This is a genomic window from Bombilactobacillus sp. ESL1092, assembly GCF_058107465.1.
Genome location: NZ_CM176594.1, coordinates 801,365 through 818,008, shown reverse-complemented (window position 1 = coordinate 818,008; position 16,644 = coordinate 801,365). Strand labels below are relative to the sequence as shown.

At 37.8% G+C, this 16,644-nt stretch carries 15 protein-coding genes and 1 pseudogene; 9 read left to right on the top strand and 7 right to left on the bottom strand.

Annotated features, from left to right (window positions below; genetic code table 11):
- Positions 1-79 precede the first annotated feature (79 nt).
- Together AC3B6Y_RS03740 and AC3B6Y_RS03735 are read right to left on the bottom strand one after the other, a co-directional pair.
- A complete protein-coding gene (locus AC3B6Y_RS03740; RefSeq protein ID WP_489769409.1) occupies positions 80-913 on the bottom strand; it encodes an alpha/beta hydrolase in 834 nt (277 codons plus the stop codon).
- Positions 891-1,997, bottom strand: a complete 1,107-nt coding sequence (locus AC3B6Y_RS03735; protein WP_489791437.1) for a hypothetical protein — start codon at positions 1,995-1,997, stop codon at positions 891-893. The genes AC3B6Y_RS03740 and AC3B6Y_RS03735 overlap by 23 nt, the downstream gene beginning before the upstream one ends.
- An 80-nt stretch (positions 1,998-2,077) precedes the next feature.
- On the opposite strand from AC3B6Y_RS03735, the gene AC3B6Y_RS03730 reads away from it, so the two are divergent.
- Both AC3B6Y_RS03730 and AC3B6Y_RS03725 read left to right on the top strand, forming a co-directional pair.
- Complete coding sequence (locus tag AC3B6Y_RS03730) at positions 2,078-3,262, top strand: MFS transporter (protein ID WP_489756805.1); 1,185 nt, start codon at positions 2,078-2,080, stop codon at positions 3,260-3,262.
- On the top strand, positions 3,263-4,186 hold the full coding sequence (locus tag AC3B6Y_RS03725) for an alpha/beta hydrolase (RefSeq protein WP_489791436.1): 924 nt from the start codon (positions 3,263-3,265) through the stop codon (positions 4,184-4,186).
- Positions 4,187-4,205: 19 nt separating this feature from the next.
- On the opposite strand, the gene AC3B6Y_RS03720 is transcribed toward AC3B6Y_RS03725, so the two are convergent.
- Entirely contained in the window at positions 4,206-4,733 is a 528-nt protein-coding gene (locus AC3B6Y_RS03720) for a GNAT family N-acetyltransferase (protein WP_489756803.1), read from the bottom strand.
- 219 nt (positions 4,734-4,952) lie between these two features.
- Here AC3B6Y_RS03720 and AC3B6Y_RS03715 point away from each other — a divergent pair, with 219 nt between their 5' ends.
- From AC3B6Y_RS03715 to AC3B6Y_RS03705, 3 genes and pseudogenes are all read left to right on the top strand, one after another.
- A complete protein-coding gene (locus tag AC3B6Y_RS03715; protein ID WP_489791435.1) occupies positions 4,953-6,593 on the top strand; it encodes a peptide ABC transporter substrate-binding protein in 1,641 nt (546 codons plus the stop codon).
- Between the two features lie 314 nt (positions 6,594-6,907).
- Positions 6,908-7,330 (top strand): hypothetical protein, encoded by a 423-nt coding sequence (locus AC3B6Y_RS03710; RefSeq protein ID WP_489791434.1) that lies wholly within the window; start codon positions 6,908-6,910, stop codon positions 7,328-7,330.
- A pseudogene (locus AC3B6Y_RS03705) lies at positions 7,312-7,461 on the top strand (family 1 glycosylhydrolase); the annotation flags it as partial. The gene AC3B6Y_RS03710 and the pseudogene AC3B6Y_RS03705, both read left to right, overlap by 19 nt.
- A gap of 26 nt (positions 7,462-7,487) precedes the next feature.
- Here AC3B6Y_RS03705 and AC3B6Y_RS03700 read toward each other — a convergent pair.
- From AC3B6Y_RS03700 to trpX, 3 genes are read right to left on the bottom strand one after another with little or no spacing between them, the layout of a single operon-like run.
- Positions 7,488-8,294 (bottom strand): ABC transporter ATP-binding protein, encoded by an 807-nt coding sequence (locus AC3B6Y_RS03700; RefSeq protein WP_489791432.1) that lies wholly within the window; start codon positions 8,292-8,294, stop codon positions 7,488-7,490.
- Positions 8,284-9,186: an ABC transporter permease gene (locus AC3B6Y_RS03695; RefSeq protein WP_489756799.1), complete on the bottom strand. Its 903-nt coding sequence runs from the start codon at positions 9,184-9,186 to the stop codon at positions 8,284-8,286. Before AC3B6Y_RS03695 ends, AC3B6Y_RS03700 begins: the two co-directional genes overlap by 11 nt.
- Positions 9,183-10,187 (bottom strand): tryptophan ABC transporter substrate-binding protein, encoded by a 1,005-nt coding sequence (gene trpX, locus AC3B6Y_RS03690; protein ID WP_489775045.1) that lies wholly within the window; start codon positions 10,185-10,187, stop codon positions 9,183-9,185. Before trpX ends, AC3B6Y_RS03695 begins: the two co-directional genes overlap by 4 nt.
- A gap of 627 nt (positions 10,188-10,814) precedes the next feature.
- On the opposite strand from trpX, the gene AC3B6Y_RS03685 reads away from it, so the two are divergent.
- Positions 10,815-11,447, top strand: coding sequence for a hypothetical protein (locus AC3B6Y_RS03685; protein WP_489756797.1), 633 nt, complete (start codon positions 10,815-10,817; stop codon positions 11,445-11,447).
- 773 nt (positions 11,448-12,220) lie between these two features.
- On the top strand, positions 12,221-12,763 hold the full coding sequence (locus AC3B6Y_RS03680) for a TetR/AcrR family transcriptional regulator (protein ID WP_489756796.1): 543 nt from the start codon (positions 12,221-12,223) through the stop codon (positions 12,761-12,763).
- Positions 12,764-12,829: 66 nt separating this feature from the next.
- On the opposite strand, the gene AC3B6Y_RS03675 is transcribed toward AC3B6Y_RS03680, so the two are convergent.
- Positions 12,830-13,522, bottom strand: coding sequence for a hypothetical protein (locus AC3B6Y_RS03675; RefSeq protein WP_489756795.1), 693 nt, complete (start codon positions 13,520-13,522; stop codon positions 12,830-12,832).
- A 385-nt stretch (positions 13,523-13,907) separates the two neighbouring features.
- Between AC3B6Y_RS03675 and AC3B6Y_RS03670 the strand changes: the two genes are divergently transcribed.
- Together AC3B6Y_RS03670 and AC3B6Y_RS03665 are read left to right on the top strand one after the other, a co-directional pair.
- Complete coding sequence (locus AC3B6Y_RS03670) at positions 13,908-15,182, top strand: MFS transporter (protein ID WP_489791430.1); 1,275 nt, start codon at positions 13,908-13,910, stop codon at positions 15,180-15,182.
- Positions 15,183-15,203: 21 nt separating this feature from the next.
- Positions 15,204-16,628 carry a glycoside hydrolase family 32 protein gene (locus AC3B6Y_RS03665; RefSeq protein WP_489769414.1) on the top strand — a complete coding sequence of 475 codons (1,425 nt, stop codon included), beginning with the start codon at positions 15,204-15,206 and terminating at the stop codon, positions 16,626-16,628.
- The last annotated feature ends 16 nt before the right edge of the window (positions 16,629-16,644 follow it).

The following is a 16,644-nucleotide window of genomic DNA, read 5'->3' as shown; positions in this document are numbered from 1 at the left end:
TGACATTTTTATCATTAGATGTGAACTGATGATAAATATTACTTGAAGTAATATCCCTTTAAAAAAGCCATAACAAAAGTTATGGCTTTTTTTCATTATTAAAATTAAATTGGTTCAAGATGTTTTCACGAATAATGTTTCGAACTTGTTGGTTAGCTAATAAACTGGAATGCTCACTATCGTCACCAGTGACGGTGGCCTGTGTGTATTTAGCGACCGTATTTTGAAAAATATATTTACCCGCTTCGACACTTTGATAAGGTACAGTGCCATCATCTTGATAATTTTTAGTGCCCGCAATGGAATCGACAATTAAATTCTTGGGTAATTGTTGGCGGTGCTGGTGTAATTGGTGAAAAATTGCGGTTTGATTTTTGATATTGGATTCTAAAGAATTGTAGGGCGTACCAATGGTAATTAAATGATTGATGCGCAAAGCGTTTTGATTAAAATATTTTTCTAAATACCACGTCCAAATTAAGCCGCCGTTAGAGTGACCGACGGCAGAGAAGTTGTTAAAGTTATAATTAGCAGTTAAATAATTGATAGCTAATTTGAGCCAGTAAGTTTGCTTTTTAATATTCTGGTATCCGTCAGCGTTATTTTGAAAAGCAATCACAATAAAAGGTTGTTTATCATGAGCAGTAATTTTCCCCGTCACATGCAAGTGATTGTTCGTCCGCACCGTAATTTTGACAATACTATGTCTTTTTTTAGGGGTATTATATTGCTTTAATAAATCATCAAAGCGATTTTGTGAAGCAGAACTGCCAGGGATAAAGATCACCGGGGATAGTGTTGAATTGTGGAACGCTTTTTCACTATAAACAGCCTGCTTCATTTGAAAATAGGCAGGAATACTGCTGAGGACAAAGATCAAGAGAATAATTTTAATCCACAGTGATTTTTTCATGGGCAACCTCCGCTTTCACAAATGGCAAATAAATTAAAGTGGAACTAAGGATGGCTAAAAGAGTCGCGAACAAAGCTGCCCAGTTGCCATTGGTTCCTAAAAAGTTCCAAAGAAAAGTTGGGGTGCCGGCAAAAATTTGGTAAATGGCAGGTGACGCCCATTTCAAATTAATGAAACAGTAACCAATCAGCATGCTTACTAAGGGGCTCACAATAAAGGGAATTAGGAAGCGATAATTGAATAAGACTGGTAGTTTAATGAGTAATGGGGCGTTCAGTCCAAACATGCTGGGAATCAAATTTTCGAGCACGATTTGGTAGCGATGATAATACAAAAGCGCAAAAATTAACCCCAAACAGCACCCGATTCCTCCTAAAAAGGCATAGCTAGTATAAAGCGAATGGGTATTCAATGGATAAGGCAAACTTTGATGTGATAAAGCAGCACTCAAATTGGCAGTAGCTGCGGGTGAGTTGATGGCTTGACTTTTAGCATTAAAGGGATTGATGAGCCCGAGCCAACTGCCCAGACAACGAATAATTGTCAGAAAAAATAAACTGAGTGGTTGAATTTTTTGAACATTAGTGGAAATACCAGGAATATTATTGAACCAACTCAAAGGGTTTAACCAATTTAAGCTATAGCCCAAAATAATAGCCACAGTAATAATCAAGGTAGGACAGTGGAGACGATTTAAAATTAAGGAACTTATCAAACTAATAATAATCACCAATAAAATCGGTGGTTGATTCAGATAAAGATTGGTATCATGGTTTAAACAAGTTAAAATAATTACTAAGCAAGTGCAGCAATGTGTGACTAAAGATGCTTGCGGCTGGAATTTTTGGGAAATAAGATAGCTAAGTAGTAATAAAATACCGAACTCCAATAAATTATTTAAATTTAGGAATAAGGGTAAATAGTGACTGAGGTTCGGTAAATGTAAGAGATGACGTAAAAAACCATTCGGGTTTATAACGCTACTAGTGATGAGATGTGAATAAGCATCAACTAGGACAAAGGGATAGAGCCAAGTTAAGATTTGTTGTCCTTGTTGTTTAATATTTGATAAATGAATGTTCAATCTAAATGCTCCTCTTCAAAAGATTGTGGCTAGATGTTAGTAACTATGACTTAATCCAAAAAACGGAAAGGAATTCTTCGATGGCAAATGAACAGCAACGGTGGTTATTAATTATGAATGTAATTTTTAATCTCGTTATGGGCTTTATTTTACCAGTGAATACTATTTTTATAACGAAATATTTACACGAATCAATGATTACTGCTGGTTGGGTCCTAATGATCTATTCCTTAGTGATGATGCTGGGTAATGCTTTGGGCGGTTATTTGTTTGATCGGTTTTCGCATACGAAAACGTTGTGCTGTGGCTATTTATTAGCGGCACTCGGTTTTGTGATTATGGCGGTTAATCATCAGTGGCCCTTGTATCCCGTTTGGTTAGTGATCGTAGGCTTAGGCATGGGCATTAGTTATACGGCGGTGAACTCATATACGGCGGTGGCAGCTCAGCAAAGTCATACGCCCCAAAAGGTTTTCAATGCAATGTATTTGGCGGCCAACGTCGGGATTGCCATTGGCTCCATGCTGGTGAGTGTGATTTTTCAAAGTAGTATTTTTTTAACTTTCTTTTTGCCAGCATTGTGTTTTGGCTTGTGTTTGGTAATTGTGTTTTGGCGTGGTTCGATCTTGGATGGCGTTCAACAGGTCCAGCATGCAAACTACCACGCTCCTTCAACTAATAATGGGCACACTAACCAGTTAAAGTCCCAACATTTGAGGTTGAATTTGATACTTTTATGCTTAGCCACTTTAATTGTCTGGTTAGGTTACTCACAGTGGGATAGCAATATGTCCTTATATATGTTAGATCGGCATTTAACAATGCACCAGTATAGTTTATTATTTAGTATTAACGCGGCGTCACTGATTATTATTCAGCCCTTGATGAATCAAATCATGACGCATTTGTTTCAATCCTTAAAATTTCAGATTGGTACGGGATTATTGATTATGGCGGGGTCATTTTTATTGTTACCTAATGCGACACATTATAGTCAATATGTGTGGAGCATGTTATTACTAACCATTGGAGAATCAGTTACGTTCCCCACCATTCCTGCCTTACTCAATAAATTTGCGAACGCGGATAACCAAGGACGCTATCAAAGCTTTTATGTCATCTTTGGTTCATTAGGACGGGCTGTCGGTCCTTATTTAGGCAGTCTATTGGCAACTCAATGGACTTTTAATAATCTATTTTTATTGATTTTTATTACGATTACATTAGCTGCCATGGGCGTTTTTTTAGTAAAGGAGGTCCGATAAATGTTTAAGAAAAAATTAGCCGGTGTAACAGTTTTAGGAACAGTTCCTTTACTAATCGGAAAAGTCTTGTTTGAATATGTACAGCGTCGTGACAGTTCAGCGTTAAAAACGCAACCACCACAATACTCATCCACCAACCAGGCCATGAAATGGGCCCAACAGTTTGAACAATTACCACATCGCACAGTCCAGTTAGTAGCCCATGATGGCTGGACGTTAACGGGCTTTTTGACCAGTAATCCCCAAAACTTAGGAACGGTTTTAATTGTTCATGGTTTTGGGGTGGATCATCATTCATTAGATAAAATTGGTGGTTTATTTTATCAATTGGGCTATAACGTTTTACAACCTGATAATCGCGCTGCGGGTTTAAGTGGCGGTGACTATTTAAGTTATGGTTATTTGGAAAAATATGATGTGCAGTTGTGGCTGCAGTGGCTACAACAACAATCTCAATTACAGGCACCTTTGATTTTATTTGGGGCGTCGATGGGAGCAGCGACTGTTTTACAGAGTTTGGCTTTATCTTTGCCCCCGCAATTAGCCGGCGTGATTGCCGATTCTAGTTACACTAATGCCCAGGCTATTAGTGAGTATACTATTCATCGTCAGTTTAAGTTGCCTAGTAAAGCCATAACCCAGTTGATTTCATTATGGTCGAAAGTTAAGTTTGGTGCCAGTTATGCGCAAATTGATGTCCGACCAGCATTGCAGCAAACGAAAGTCCCGGTTTTGCTAATTCGTGGTTTAAAAGATACGACGGTGCCCCCACAAATGTCAGCTCAATTAATGCAAGGAGTAACTTCAGCAGTGCAATTGGTGGACTTTGTTGATGGGAGCCATATTCGTTCCATTGAAAGTGATCCGCAGCGTTACGCACAAGTGATTCAACAATTCTGTGCACAGGTCACGGTCAAAAAATAAGTTTGAAGCTGGTCAGTGATTAATGACCAGCTTTTTTACTGCAAAAATCTTGAAAGTGGCGGCCCCAAATATCTAAGTCCAAAACTTTGCCTTGATTATTGGCTACGGCCGGTAAGTGACCCCAACGTTGGAAATTATTTTTACTAAATAAATGTTCACTTGCTAAGTTGGCACTAAAAATATAGGCAACAACTGTTTTTATATGCAAACTTTTTAATTGCGGAAAAATAAAATCTAGGGTGGCTTGGCCGAGACCTTGATGTTGTGCATTCTTATCTAAATAAATACTGATTTCACTGGTAGTTTGATAAGCAGCCCGACCATAAAAATCGGATAAGCTAGCCCAGCCCACAATTTGTTGCTTTTGTAAAATAACCCATAACGGACGTAGGGGATTTTGTTGATGTTCTAAAAACCAGCTTTGGCGTTGGGCGACAGTAACGGGTTCTAAATCGGCGGTAATCGTTTGGATAGGAATACTTTGGTTATAAATGGTAACGATGGTACTTAAATCTGGCAGCGTTGCTAAACGAAAAGTTGCTGGCATTAAAAAAATCTCCTCATAATTAATCTTAATAAAAGTGATTATAGTAGTTTTAAACGCGTAACTCAAGTGTTTGGTTCGTGTTGGTCGGGTTGCTGATTATTTTTACATTAATAATAATTATAAAAATAGCCACAACATCTCATTTACTTTTAATTAAAAAGAGAGTAAACTCAACACAACTAAACGGCTACAAAATTTAAGGGAGAAGAGATGGGAGCAATGAAGTTACCAAAGATGTTGCTGGGTGGTGGCATGACCTTGACGGCGGCTGTATTAATGGTAGGCTGTGGTTCCAAACAGGCTCAAGCGCCCACTAATGAAGTGCGGATTATGTCCAAAGACCTGTTAGCAACCATGGATACTTCCATGATGACTGATATTTTGAGCGCGCAAGCGGCACAGAATACCATGGCAGGTTTATATCGTTATAATGGTAAGACTATCGAACCAGAATTATCCACTAAAGTGGTTAAGCCAACCAATAACGGTTTAACTTATACCTTTCCATTACGCAAGAACGCTAAATGGAGCAATGGCGATCCAGTAGTGGCTAACGATTTTGTTAATTCTTGGCGGCGGACGGTTAATCCCCAAACTAAATCTCAATACGCTTATATCTATGAGGGGATTGCTAACGCCAAGGCGATTACTGCCGGGAAAAAACCAGTGGATTCTTTGGGGGTTAAAGCCTTAGATGCACATACTTTACAGGTTACTCTAGAGAAGCCAATTCCATATTTTAATGAATTATTAACGGGCTCGCAATTTTATCCGCAGAATCCGCGGGCCACTAAAAAGTGGGGGAAGAAGTATGGAACCAATTCGAAGACTTTAGTTTTCGATGGACCCTACAAATTGCAGAATTGGAGTAATTCCGATAATACGTGGACTGAAGTTAAGAATAATACTTATTGGAATGCCAAGCACGTTAAGGTCAAAACTTTGAAATACCAAGTCGTCAAAGATGCTTCGACTGCGTTGAATTTGTATCAATCGGATAAGTTGGACCGTGCGGAATTGAGTGGCGATACTTCTAAACAAATGAAGAATTCCAAGGGTTATAGCGTCCAAAAGCAAAATTCGACTGATTATATTGAACTCAACCAGAAGAAGTTGCCGATGTTCAAGAATCAAAAAATTCGGCAAGCTTTATCCTTTGCAATTGACCGCAAACAATTGACGAAAAAAGTTTTGGGTAATGGAACTTCAGTAGCTACTTCTGTAACGGCTGCCGATATGGCTTATGATCCTAAGGATCAATCGAAAGATTTTGTCAGTGAAACGAGTGGCACTGGTAAAGCCTATACCAAATATGATTTGGCTAAAGCTAAGCAGTTATGGAAACAAGGATTACAAGAAAGTGGTCAAACCAAGAAAAAATTTAATTTGGTTTTGTTAAGTGACGATACGGATATTGCCAAACAACAAAGTGAATTTTTACAAAGTCAATTACAAAAATTACCAGGTTTGAAAGTTACATTGAATAATGTACCGTATAAGAGTCGACTCAGTCGCTCAGTGAGTGGAGACTTTGATATGGTCATTACGCAATGGAATGCTGATTTTCCAGATCCGATTAATTTCTTAACCTTATTTATGACTAATAATTCTTATAATAGTGGTAAGTGGAGTAATCCACAGTATGACGCTTTATTGAATAAGAGCATGAATGAAGATGCCAATAATGTCACCGCACGTTGGAACGATATGAAAGCAGCGCAAGATATCATTAATGAACAACAAGGTGTCATTCCGCTATATCAAAATGGTCAAGCCTTTATGACGAAATCTAGAATTAAGAACCTGGATTTGAATCCGGACAATATGTATAACATGACTAACGTCCGTCTGAAAAAGTAGTTGAAGAATGTTTGATAGAATCTTCAAGTGTGTCGAAAGACAACTTTAATGAAGATTCTATTTTTTTGCTTTCCGCATCAAATGAAACGAAATATCAAAGTTTAATCCTTTTTTTGGAAATTCTGTCCCACTTTTGAAACAATTATCCGACAATTACTTTTGTTGTGTCGTTTCTGCAACACTTCAACCATTCTTGTAGTGGTTCTTTGCCTAAATTTTGGTTAATATACAATTGTCAACTGAGAGAAGTTCTCTCATCTGATCATAATTGTAGAACATTGTAACTTAAGACCTCTTATTAGGAGGTTGTTACAATGAAAACATTTTTAAGTCTTTTAAGCGTTTTAGCATTAAACGCTTCTGTGGTTTTTACTAATCCTGCTGGTTACTCCCCTAGTGCCGCAGCTGATGATGTAAAAACTGAAACAATGAGTGCTGTAAACCCCATATCAAATAATAAAAAACAGCAACCCATTCAAGTTAAGTCGGAATTAGCCAGTACTCCCCATACTGGTAGTTCTCTTAACTACTTCCCCAAAGATACTACTAGTCAAATGAATCAAAGTTCTCCCCAGAACAATGAATCAAAACAAACGGTACCTTCCCCCCAAGCAGATACCGCAAAGACCCCAACGTTGAGTGGTCAGCAAAGTAGTGATACTACTAATGCCATCGCGTTTAACAATGTTAAGTTTCCAATCGGAGATTTCCACGGCAGCTGTCCACAGGTGAAATGAAAAAACGTTACGGTCTAATTTATGTGGATATGGATGATCAGGGCCGAGGAACTTTAAACAGAACGCCTAAAAAGTCCTATTATTGGCTGAAAAAGATTATTGCAACTAATGGCGCAGCCTTGACTGAATAGCCGTCCTTAATAAAAAGGATTGCATGTTAGGCCTGAGAAATGTTTACTGGAGATTCGTGCGCGGATTTGGTTAAGAGTGCAGCTAACGCAGTAGCGGTTAGCTGCTTTTTTTCAGCGGCTGTAAAATCAGCTTGAATTTGCCCCTGATTTAAAACAATTAGCCGATTACCATATTGGAGTGCATCTTCAAGATGGTGGGTAATCATTAAACAAGTTAAATGTTGTTGGGTAACAATCTGATTAGTCTGGTCCAGTAACTGTTGGCTACTATGCGGATCTAATGCGGCGGTATGCTCATCTAATAATAAAAGCTCGGGTTGGTTTAAGGTGGCCATCAAAAAACTTAAAGTTTGTCTTTGACCGCCAGACAAATTTTCGGTTGGAGTATCGAGACGTTGGTTCAAGCTATTGCCGATGCGGGTAGTTAGTGCTTTGATTTGGGGCCGATTAGCCTGCAAATGACGAAAATGTAACCCCCGCTTTTGCCCTCTTTTAGTTGCTAATAAAATATTTTCGGCCACCGTCATTCTAGGTGCGGTACCACTTTTAGGGTCTTGAAAAACCCGGCTTAAAAATTTAGTACGTTGGGCAATTGAAGTTGTCGTAATATCTTTTTTATGGTGTAAAATTTGCCCATAATTTGGTTTAATATCTCCCGCTAACACGTTAAACAAAGTCGATTTACCGGCACCATTAGCACCAACAATGGTAATGAAATCTCCAGGATAAATTTGGAAATTTAGTTGATTAAGGATAGTAGCCTCATTATTCGTCTTTTGGTTAACTAAAGTGGTAATGTTTTTTAATTGTAGGATTGGTTGGCTATTTGTCATTATTAGGGCCTCCTTTTGCAAAAATAGTGTCTAATTTTAACCAATGTCGCAATTGCGGCAACATCAAACAAATGGCTAAGATAATAGCCGAAATCAAATTTAAATCATTAGTCGAAAAACCTAGTTGCAGAACAATTAGGAGAATAAAACGATAAATAATACTACCTAAAGTGACCGCAATTAAGCGCTGATTGAGGGTTAATTCGCCAAAAACAACTTCGCCAATAATGATGGACGCTAAAGCAATTACAATAATGCCAATACCCATATTAGCGTCAGCGTAACCATTATTTTGAGCGATTAAGGCGCCACTGAGTCCAACCAAACCATTGGAAATGGCTAAACCTAGAATAGTCATATTATCGGTGTTAATGCCTAACGACTGCGCCATGGTCGGATTATCACCAGTTACAATGAAAGCTTGGCCTAAGTCAGTCATTAAAAAGCAGCAAATTAATCCAGTAATAATAATGATAGCCAACCCACCAATGGTAATACTGTCAAAATAACGGGGTAAAGTTTTGAAGAAAGCGGCAGTGAAAAAAGTTTTTTGGCCTAGTAGTGAGACATTAGCGCCCCCCATAATTCGCAGGTTAACGGATAGACAGCCAGTCATAACTAAAATGCCCGCTAATAAGATGGGAATCTTCCCCTTTGTATATAACAATCCAGTAATTAAGCCTCCCACAGCTCCTGCTAAACAACCCAAAATGGTGGCTATTAAAGGTGAAAGACCGTGGGTAATGGCAGTTACAGTAACCGCTGCCCCTAGAGGAAAGGTTCCTTCAACGGTCATATCAGCAAAATTGAGAATACGAAAAGTTAAAAACAACGCAATACCTAAAATAGCCCAGAGTAATCCTTGCCCGATACTTGATGTAATTAAACTCATTTGATAATGCCTCCATCTCTCTGCGCAGCTTGCATAATTTTAGCGGGAACATGTAAATGCAGGCGCTGAACTTCTTTTTCATTGATAAGATAATGTCCTTTGATCACGTGTTGCACCGGATAATTAGCGGTTTGGTGTCCATGTAAAACATTGCCCGCCATTTCACCAGCTACGATTCCTAAATCTTTTTGCTTAATTGCATAAGCAGCACTGCCACCATCAGGCACCATGGTTTCCGCACAAGGGAAAACCGGAATGTTAGCATTATTAGTTACTTTGACTAAAGTCTTCATCGCGGAAGCAATGCCATTATCTTGGGGAGCGTAAACGGCATCGACTTGTGTCACCATTTGGGCAGCAACTTGTTGTAAATCATTGGTGTTCGTGATAGTGAACAATTTGGGTGTTAAACCTGCTTGGCGGACCACTTTGGCAAAAGCATGGGCGTTAGTTTGCCCACCATGATCAGAAGAAGTATAGATAATACCAATTCTTTGAGCCTGTGGCATGATAGTTCTAATGAGTTTGAACTGTTGTTTAACAGGATTCAAACCAGAAGAACCTGTAATATTAGCACCTGGATGGCGTTCGGACTTGACTAAGCCACTAGAAGCAGGAGCAGAAATGCCGGCTAACATAATGGGAGTATTACTTTGAGCACTGTTGGCTAAAGCCTGTGCAGCTGGAGTAGCGATCCCGACTAACAAATGATCTTTGTTAGCTAATTGTTGGGACATAGTTTTGAGATTGCTTTGATCACCCTGCGCATTTAAAAAATCAATCCGCAAATTTTTACCGACAATAAATCCTTTTTTCTTTAATCCTAGAACTACGCCTTTATGAATTTGATCCAAGGCGGGATGAGTGACCATTTGTAAAATTCCCACACGCGTTACTTGCGTGGAATTGGTAGCAGTTTGGGTGTTTGCTTTGGGATTTTGAAAGAAAGCAAAGCCCAGAAAAATCAATATTAGACTAATAAATGTTAGCATTCGTTTCATGATTCACCTCGTTAAATTATCCGGGCAAATAAAAAAGGCAAACCAGCATTACTCTGGTTTGCCCTTGAGAAGCCAAAGTCTGCTGTGTTAGAACCATGCAGGCTTTGGGAATGAAAAAATAAGTCAGCACGGATACAAACTGTTTGCCAGATCGTATCCGCTTAGAACGACTACGATCAGCAGTGCTGGCTTTGCCAAGATAGTTGAACGTTACTAATTGTTAACTGACTCATGTTGATCATCCTTTCATGTCTAAATTGGCATTAGTATAACTGAGACTTTGAGCAATGTCAACTTAATCTGAATAAGAGTTTGGAAGCTATCGAAGCTTTTAATGAGTAACAAAGTATGAAGACAATGAGAGATTATTGGTGCTAGACTAAGAAAAATGGGTAAAATGGATATGAATTTTATTTATTCTCATTTTTTATGAAATAGTGTTTCATTTATGGGACGATTATCCGACAACGTTTTTGATTGTGTCGTTTTTGCAACATTTTAACAACAGCTGTCGTTGTTATTAAGAATTGATGTGGTTATTATATAGTTGTTCCTTAAAAGGGACATTTAAACAAACTTGTAATACTCGTGATTTTGGACCTCTGGCTAATTAAGGAGGCAACCAACATGAAAGGTAAAACTTTATTAACAATTTTCAGTGCTTTAGCAATTAACTTAGCACTACCGATTGGACAGATGAATCGTCAAACTTTGGCGGATAGAAATACTGTTCAGCCGACACAAGAAATTACTGTTAATCATCAAGAACAAGCAACTAAAACCATTAAAACAACTAATAATAATCAACCAGTGAAATCTTCCCCCGCAGTGGTAAACACAACAAGCGGTTCTAGCACTGCAGTTTCACAGGCGAGTGTCACCATTATTGATCCTAGTCATCCTGAAAGTTATCCCCGAGATGTGATGACAATTGATAATTCAACTTATCAAGTCGCAGATTACCACGGCAATGGTATTATTCCCGACTCAGGTAAGGTTTATCACTGGACCGATGCACCACGCGATAATTGGTTTTTACTAGAACGTACAGGAACGCAAGCAAACATGGTTCAAAATTTACGAGTAGGTACAAAGGTTGTAGTTAATCAAAAAAGCTATCAAGTTTATGATTTACTAGCTAAAACTGATCAAAGTACTTCTCGTCCTGCTGCTATTCAAGCAGAAAATGGTGGCATTGTTCTTTACATTCAAACCACTAACAATCAAAAAGTTTCTAACTTTTATGTACTAGCTAAATAATAATTAAGACAAAGCATTGATCTGAAATTATATCAATGCTTTTTTTGTAGGTTAAAATATTGCGGTGGGCACAAAAGCTCTGAGAAGTTGAGTACTAACTGGTCAGTTAGTGTTACTGGCAAAAGCAACGATTATTTTTACATAAGGTCAGGTTCACTTATTAATTATTGCAAAAGTTGCGAAAAAATTATTTATTTTGTAATTTAATATTGACTAATCTGAATGAAATTGCACTGGATTTTTCAGAAAAATAAAAGATAATGGGTTGAAATAAATTAATCATTGCACAAGCTTAGCTACTAGCTAGTGGGCAATTTGTTTTCTGAAAGGCTTTTGTTGAGGAAAGGGTGAACAATTACTTTAATTCAAAACCCCTACTGATGGGGATTTGCCTCAAGATCCAGCAAATAAAAATAATTTAACTGGATTTAGGGTGTTATTTTATAGTTCTACGTGCTATAATATTAATTGTGCAATGATAGAACTTACTTAATTAGACTATGATCCGTTTGCTTGCGGTACTGTACGTTTTAATAAAAGGTAATTATCATTAGTGCGTTATAAAAACCAATAAGTTTTAATAGCATATTGTTCTATTGCCGTAGAATAGTTATTAGCTTATTGATAGTAATAGATAAAATAACATTAAGACACTTTATCTGGATTCATTGTTCTGGGGAGGACTTTGGTAATTCGATATGTAGTGTCTTTTTTGTTACATTTATTTGACTTAGGGTTTATGATAAACATGTATGGGTATTGGGGGGATTCTCATGTTAACAAAATCAGCACGTTTTAACTATACTAAACTAATGTTACAAACTTCTTTAGTTCAATTGATGCAGAAGAAGATGTTAGATGACATTACTATCAAAGAGTTGTGCAATGTAGCTAATGTGAATCGATCGACTTTTTATGCACATTATCGTAATACTTATGAAATCATGATAGAAATCATCGAGCAAAATTGTGATCTTTGGATTAATGCGGTAAGGGAGTGCCGTAAACAACCAGATTTCTTGGCAGCATATACTAAAATTTTGACGCAGGCACTTTTAAAAATTAAAGATGATAATCAAAAGTTTCGGGTGTTGTGTAGCGATGAATGTTTCTTTTTATTTGTCAAAACGTTAACTAACTATATTGTTAAAGGAGTATTACCACATAAATCTTTTGATTTAGTTTGGTATAATGTGGAAGGCGGTTTAGGTGCTGTGCGGCAATGGTATTTTGATGGGTCAAAAGAACCAGCCGAGGAATTAAGTCAACATCTAGCAGAGATATCGTATAAGAATTTGTTTTTAGATAATGATTAATCAAATCAAGCTACTAAAAAAGATTAGACCAACGTGTCTAATCTTTTTATTTTTATCTACAATTATTTATTTAGCGAGCACAAAGGTTAACGGGGAATTGTAAACTGGTTGTTCACATGTTTGAATTAAAATCCCACCATTGCTCTTTAAAGCTTCCATCGGCCGTGGGTCACTATGACTCACTCCATTTAAAATGGAATATACATGATATGTCTGATTATTTGCCGAAATTGTAGAACCTACTTGTAACTTCCAGACCATGTTTGCTTGCGGTGTTGAACGCTCTAGTAAAAACCAATTATCAACTGGTGCGTCATCCCAACGATAAATATGTCCATCTCCGGGAACATTTCCATTGCCGTGGAAATCTCCGATTGGAAACTTAACATTGTTAAACGCGATGGCATTAGTAGTATCACTACTTTGCTGACCACTCAACGTTGGGGTCTTTGCGGTATCTGCTTGGGGGGAAGGTACCGTTTGTTTTGATTCATTGTTCTGGGGAGAACTTTGATTCATTTGACTAGTAGTATCTTTGGGGAAGTAGTTAAGAGAACTACCAGTATGGGGAGTACTGGCTAATTCCGACTTAACTTGAATGGGTTGCTGTTTTTTATTATTTGATATGGGGTTTACAGCACTCATTGTTTCAGTTTTTACATCATCAGCTGCGGCACTAGGGGAGTAACCAGCAGGATTAGTAAAAACCACAGAAGCGTTTAATGCTAAAACGCTTAAAAGACTTAAAAATGTTTTCATTGTAACAACCTCCTAATAAGAGGTCTTAAGTTACAATGTTCTACAATTATGATCAGATGAGAGAACTTCTCTCAGTTGACAATTGTATATTAACCAAAATTTAGGCAAAGAACCACTACAAGAATGGTTGAAGTGTTGCAGAAACGACACAACAAAAGTAATTGTCGGATAATTGTTTCAAAAGTGGGACAGAATTTCCAAAAAAAGGATTAAACTTTGATATTTCGTTTCATTTGATGATTAATGGATTAAAAAAAGATTATCTAAAAAATATGATAACCGGTTGACATATGAAAACGAAATCATATAATAATATCTGTAAACGTTTTAAGATTATGATAACCGGTTGACAGTCAGAGTCACCGCAGAAAGGATTGAAAATTGTATGTTAAATCTTAAAAAAACGCTGAAGAATCCTTCTTACTTACAAAATTCAGTGACGTTACTTTTGTTTTTTGCATCTTGGGGTGTTTGGTGGTCATTCTTTCAAGTTTGGCTGACTTCTAAACAAAATGGTTTAGGTTTATCTGGTGGTGCTGTGGGAACTATTTATTCAGCCAATTCGTTAGTTACTCTATGTTTAATGTTTATCTATGGTACTTTACAGGATAAATTAGTGATTAAACGTTACTTATTAATTTTTTGTGCGATTTTAGATGCTTTAATCGGACCGTTTTTTGTCTGGATCTACGCACCATTATTAAGTCATCATTTTATTTTAGGAATTATTGTCGGGGCCGTCTTTTTATCAGCCGGTTTCTTATCAGCTTCGGGAATTTTTGAAGCCGTGGCAGAAAAGATGAGTCGCCGCTTTGATTTTGAATATGGTCAAGCACGGGCTTGGGGTTCTTTTGGTTATGCAATAGTGGCACTATTGGCAGGATATCTCTTTGTCATTAATCCCAAATTGAATTTTGTCGTGGCCTCAGGATTTGGGGTGTTGCTATTATTGGAATTAATCTTTTGGAAGCCTAAACAAGAAAAAACGGTGGATCAAAACCTAACTTTTGAAGGCGAAGGCAGTGATACACCATCTCTGAAAGATATGTTGAGTTTGTTAAAAATGAAAGAGTTATGGCTCATTATTATCTTTATTATGTTTACGAATACTTTCTATACGGTTTTTGATCAACAAATGTTCCCAGATTTTTATACGAAATTATTTGCTAATCCCGCTTTGGGTCAACATATGTATGGTACGTTAAATTCGATTCAAGTTTTTTGCGAAGCTTTAATGATGAGTTTAGTGCCGATCTTGATGCGGAAAATTGGTGTCCGAAATGCCTTATTACTCGGTGTGACAGTTATGTTTGTGCGTATTGGAGCTTGCGGATTGTTCCATAATCCGGTTGCGATTTCCTGCATTAAAATGTTACATTCAATTGAAGTACCACTGTTTTCGTTGCCGATCTTCCGTTATTTCACATTACATTTTGATACCAAATTATCTGCGACATTATATATGATTGGCTTTCAAGTCGCGTCACAGATTGGTCAAGTGTTACTGTCCAACCCCTTAGGAACCTTGCGCGATCATATTGGCTATAGTAGTACCTTTCATGTGATTGCCATTACAGTTTTGTTAGCGGGAATTTATGCATTCTTCGTTTTGAAAAAAGATGATCAAGATGTTAACGGTGATCCCTTTATTCGTTCATAAATTAAAAGTTGAGGTAAAAAAATGACAGCTTTACAAGTAACTAATCAGCGTTATCGCTTGGGATATCATTTGATGGCTCCAGCGGGTTGGATTAATGATCCCAATGGTTTTTGTTATTTTCAAGGTTATTATCATATGTTTTATCAGTACTATCCGGATGCCCCTAAATGGGGACCGATGCACTGGGGTCATGCGCGCAGTAAGGATTTATTACACTGGGAAACTTTGCCTGTGGCATTAACACCAGGCGATGCGGAAGATCAAAACGGTTGTTTTTCTGGTAGTGCGATTGTTAAAGATGATACTTTGTATTTAATTTATACCGGTAATAACTATTATGATGAAAAAGATCCCGATCGTTACTGGCAGAATCAAAACTTAGCTTATAGCACTGATGGCATTCATTTTACCAAATATGAACATAATCCCGTTATTGCTACACCGCCAGCCGATAATACACAAGAATTTCGCGATCCCAAAGTTTGGGAGCATGACGGTCATTACTATGTTATTTTAGGTGGACAAACTAAGGCTGGCTTGGGCCGCGTATTGTTGTATCGCTCCGATAATTTAGTGGACTGGGACTATTTAGGACCACTGACGCAAGCTAAAAATAGTCAACTAGAAGGTTATATGTGGGAGTGTCCGGATTTGTTTCATTTAAACGGTCAAGACTTATTGTTGACTTCGCCGCAAGGGATTCAAGCACAAAACCAGCAATATTTGAACTTACACCAAACGGTTTACTTTGCGGGTCAGCTAGATTATCAAACACCGCAGTTTGCCCAGATGGGTTTTCACGAATTAGATTTAGGGCATGACTTTTATGCGACGCAAACGATGCTTGCTCCTGATGGCCGGCGCATTGTGGTTGGCTGGCTAGCAATGTGGGAAAGTGACATGCCAGAACAAGCTGATGGTTGGTCGGGAGCGTTAACTTTGCCCCGCGAGTTAGTTTGGCAAAATGAGCATTTATATATGCGACCGATTCAAGAAGTGCAGTCCTTAAGACAAAAGGTATTGCAACAACAAAGCTGTGCCTTAAGTGAAAAGCCAATAATCATTAGTCAAGATCAAGCCACGGTGGAATGGCAATTAAACGTAGATCTAGTACAATTTCAGGGTACTAAAATCGAAGTTATGTTTCAAGATCCCACCACTACTGCCCAAACAAAGCTCACTTATTTAGTTAAGCAACAGCAATTAATTGTGAGTCGCACCGACCGCGAAACGGCTCGTTATGGTCAATTACAAAATTGTGATCAGTTGCAATTACAAATTTTTGTTGATCGTAGTTCCTTAGAAATTTTTGTCAATCAAGGCGAAGTGGTCTTTAGTGAACGTTATTACTTTAACCAAGCACCTGTAATTCAACTGCAAGCTGACGGTCAAGGAGTAGCTGATAGTTTGGTTTACCAGTTGGAAGCAGACACGAATCAATATTAAAAAGATTGTTTGTTGA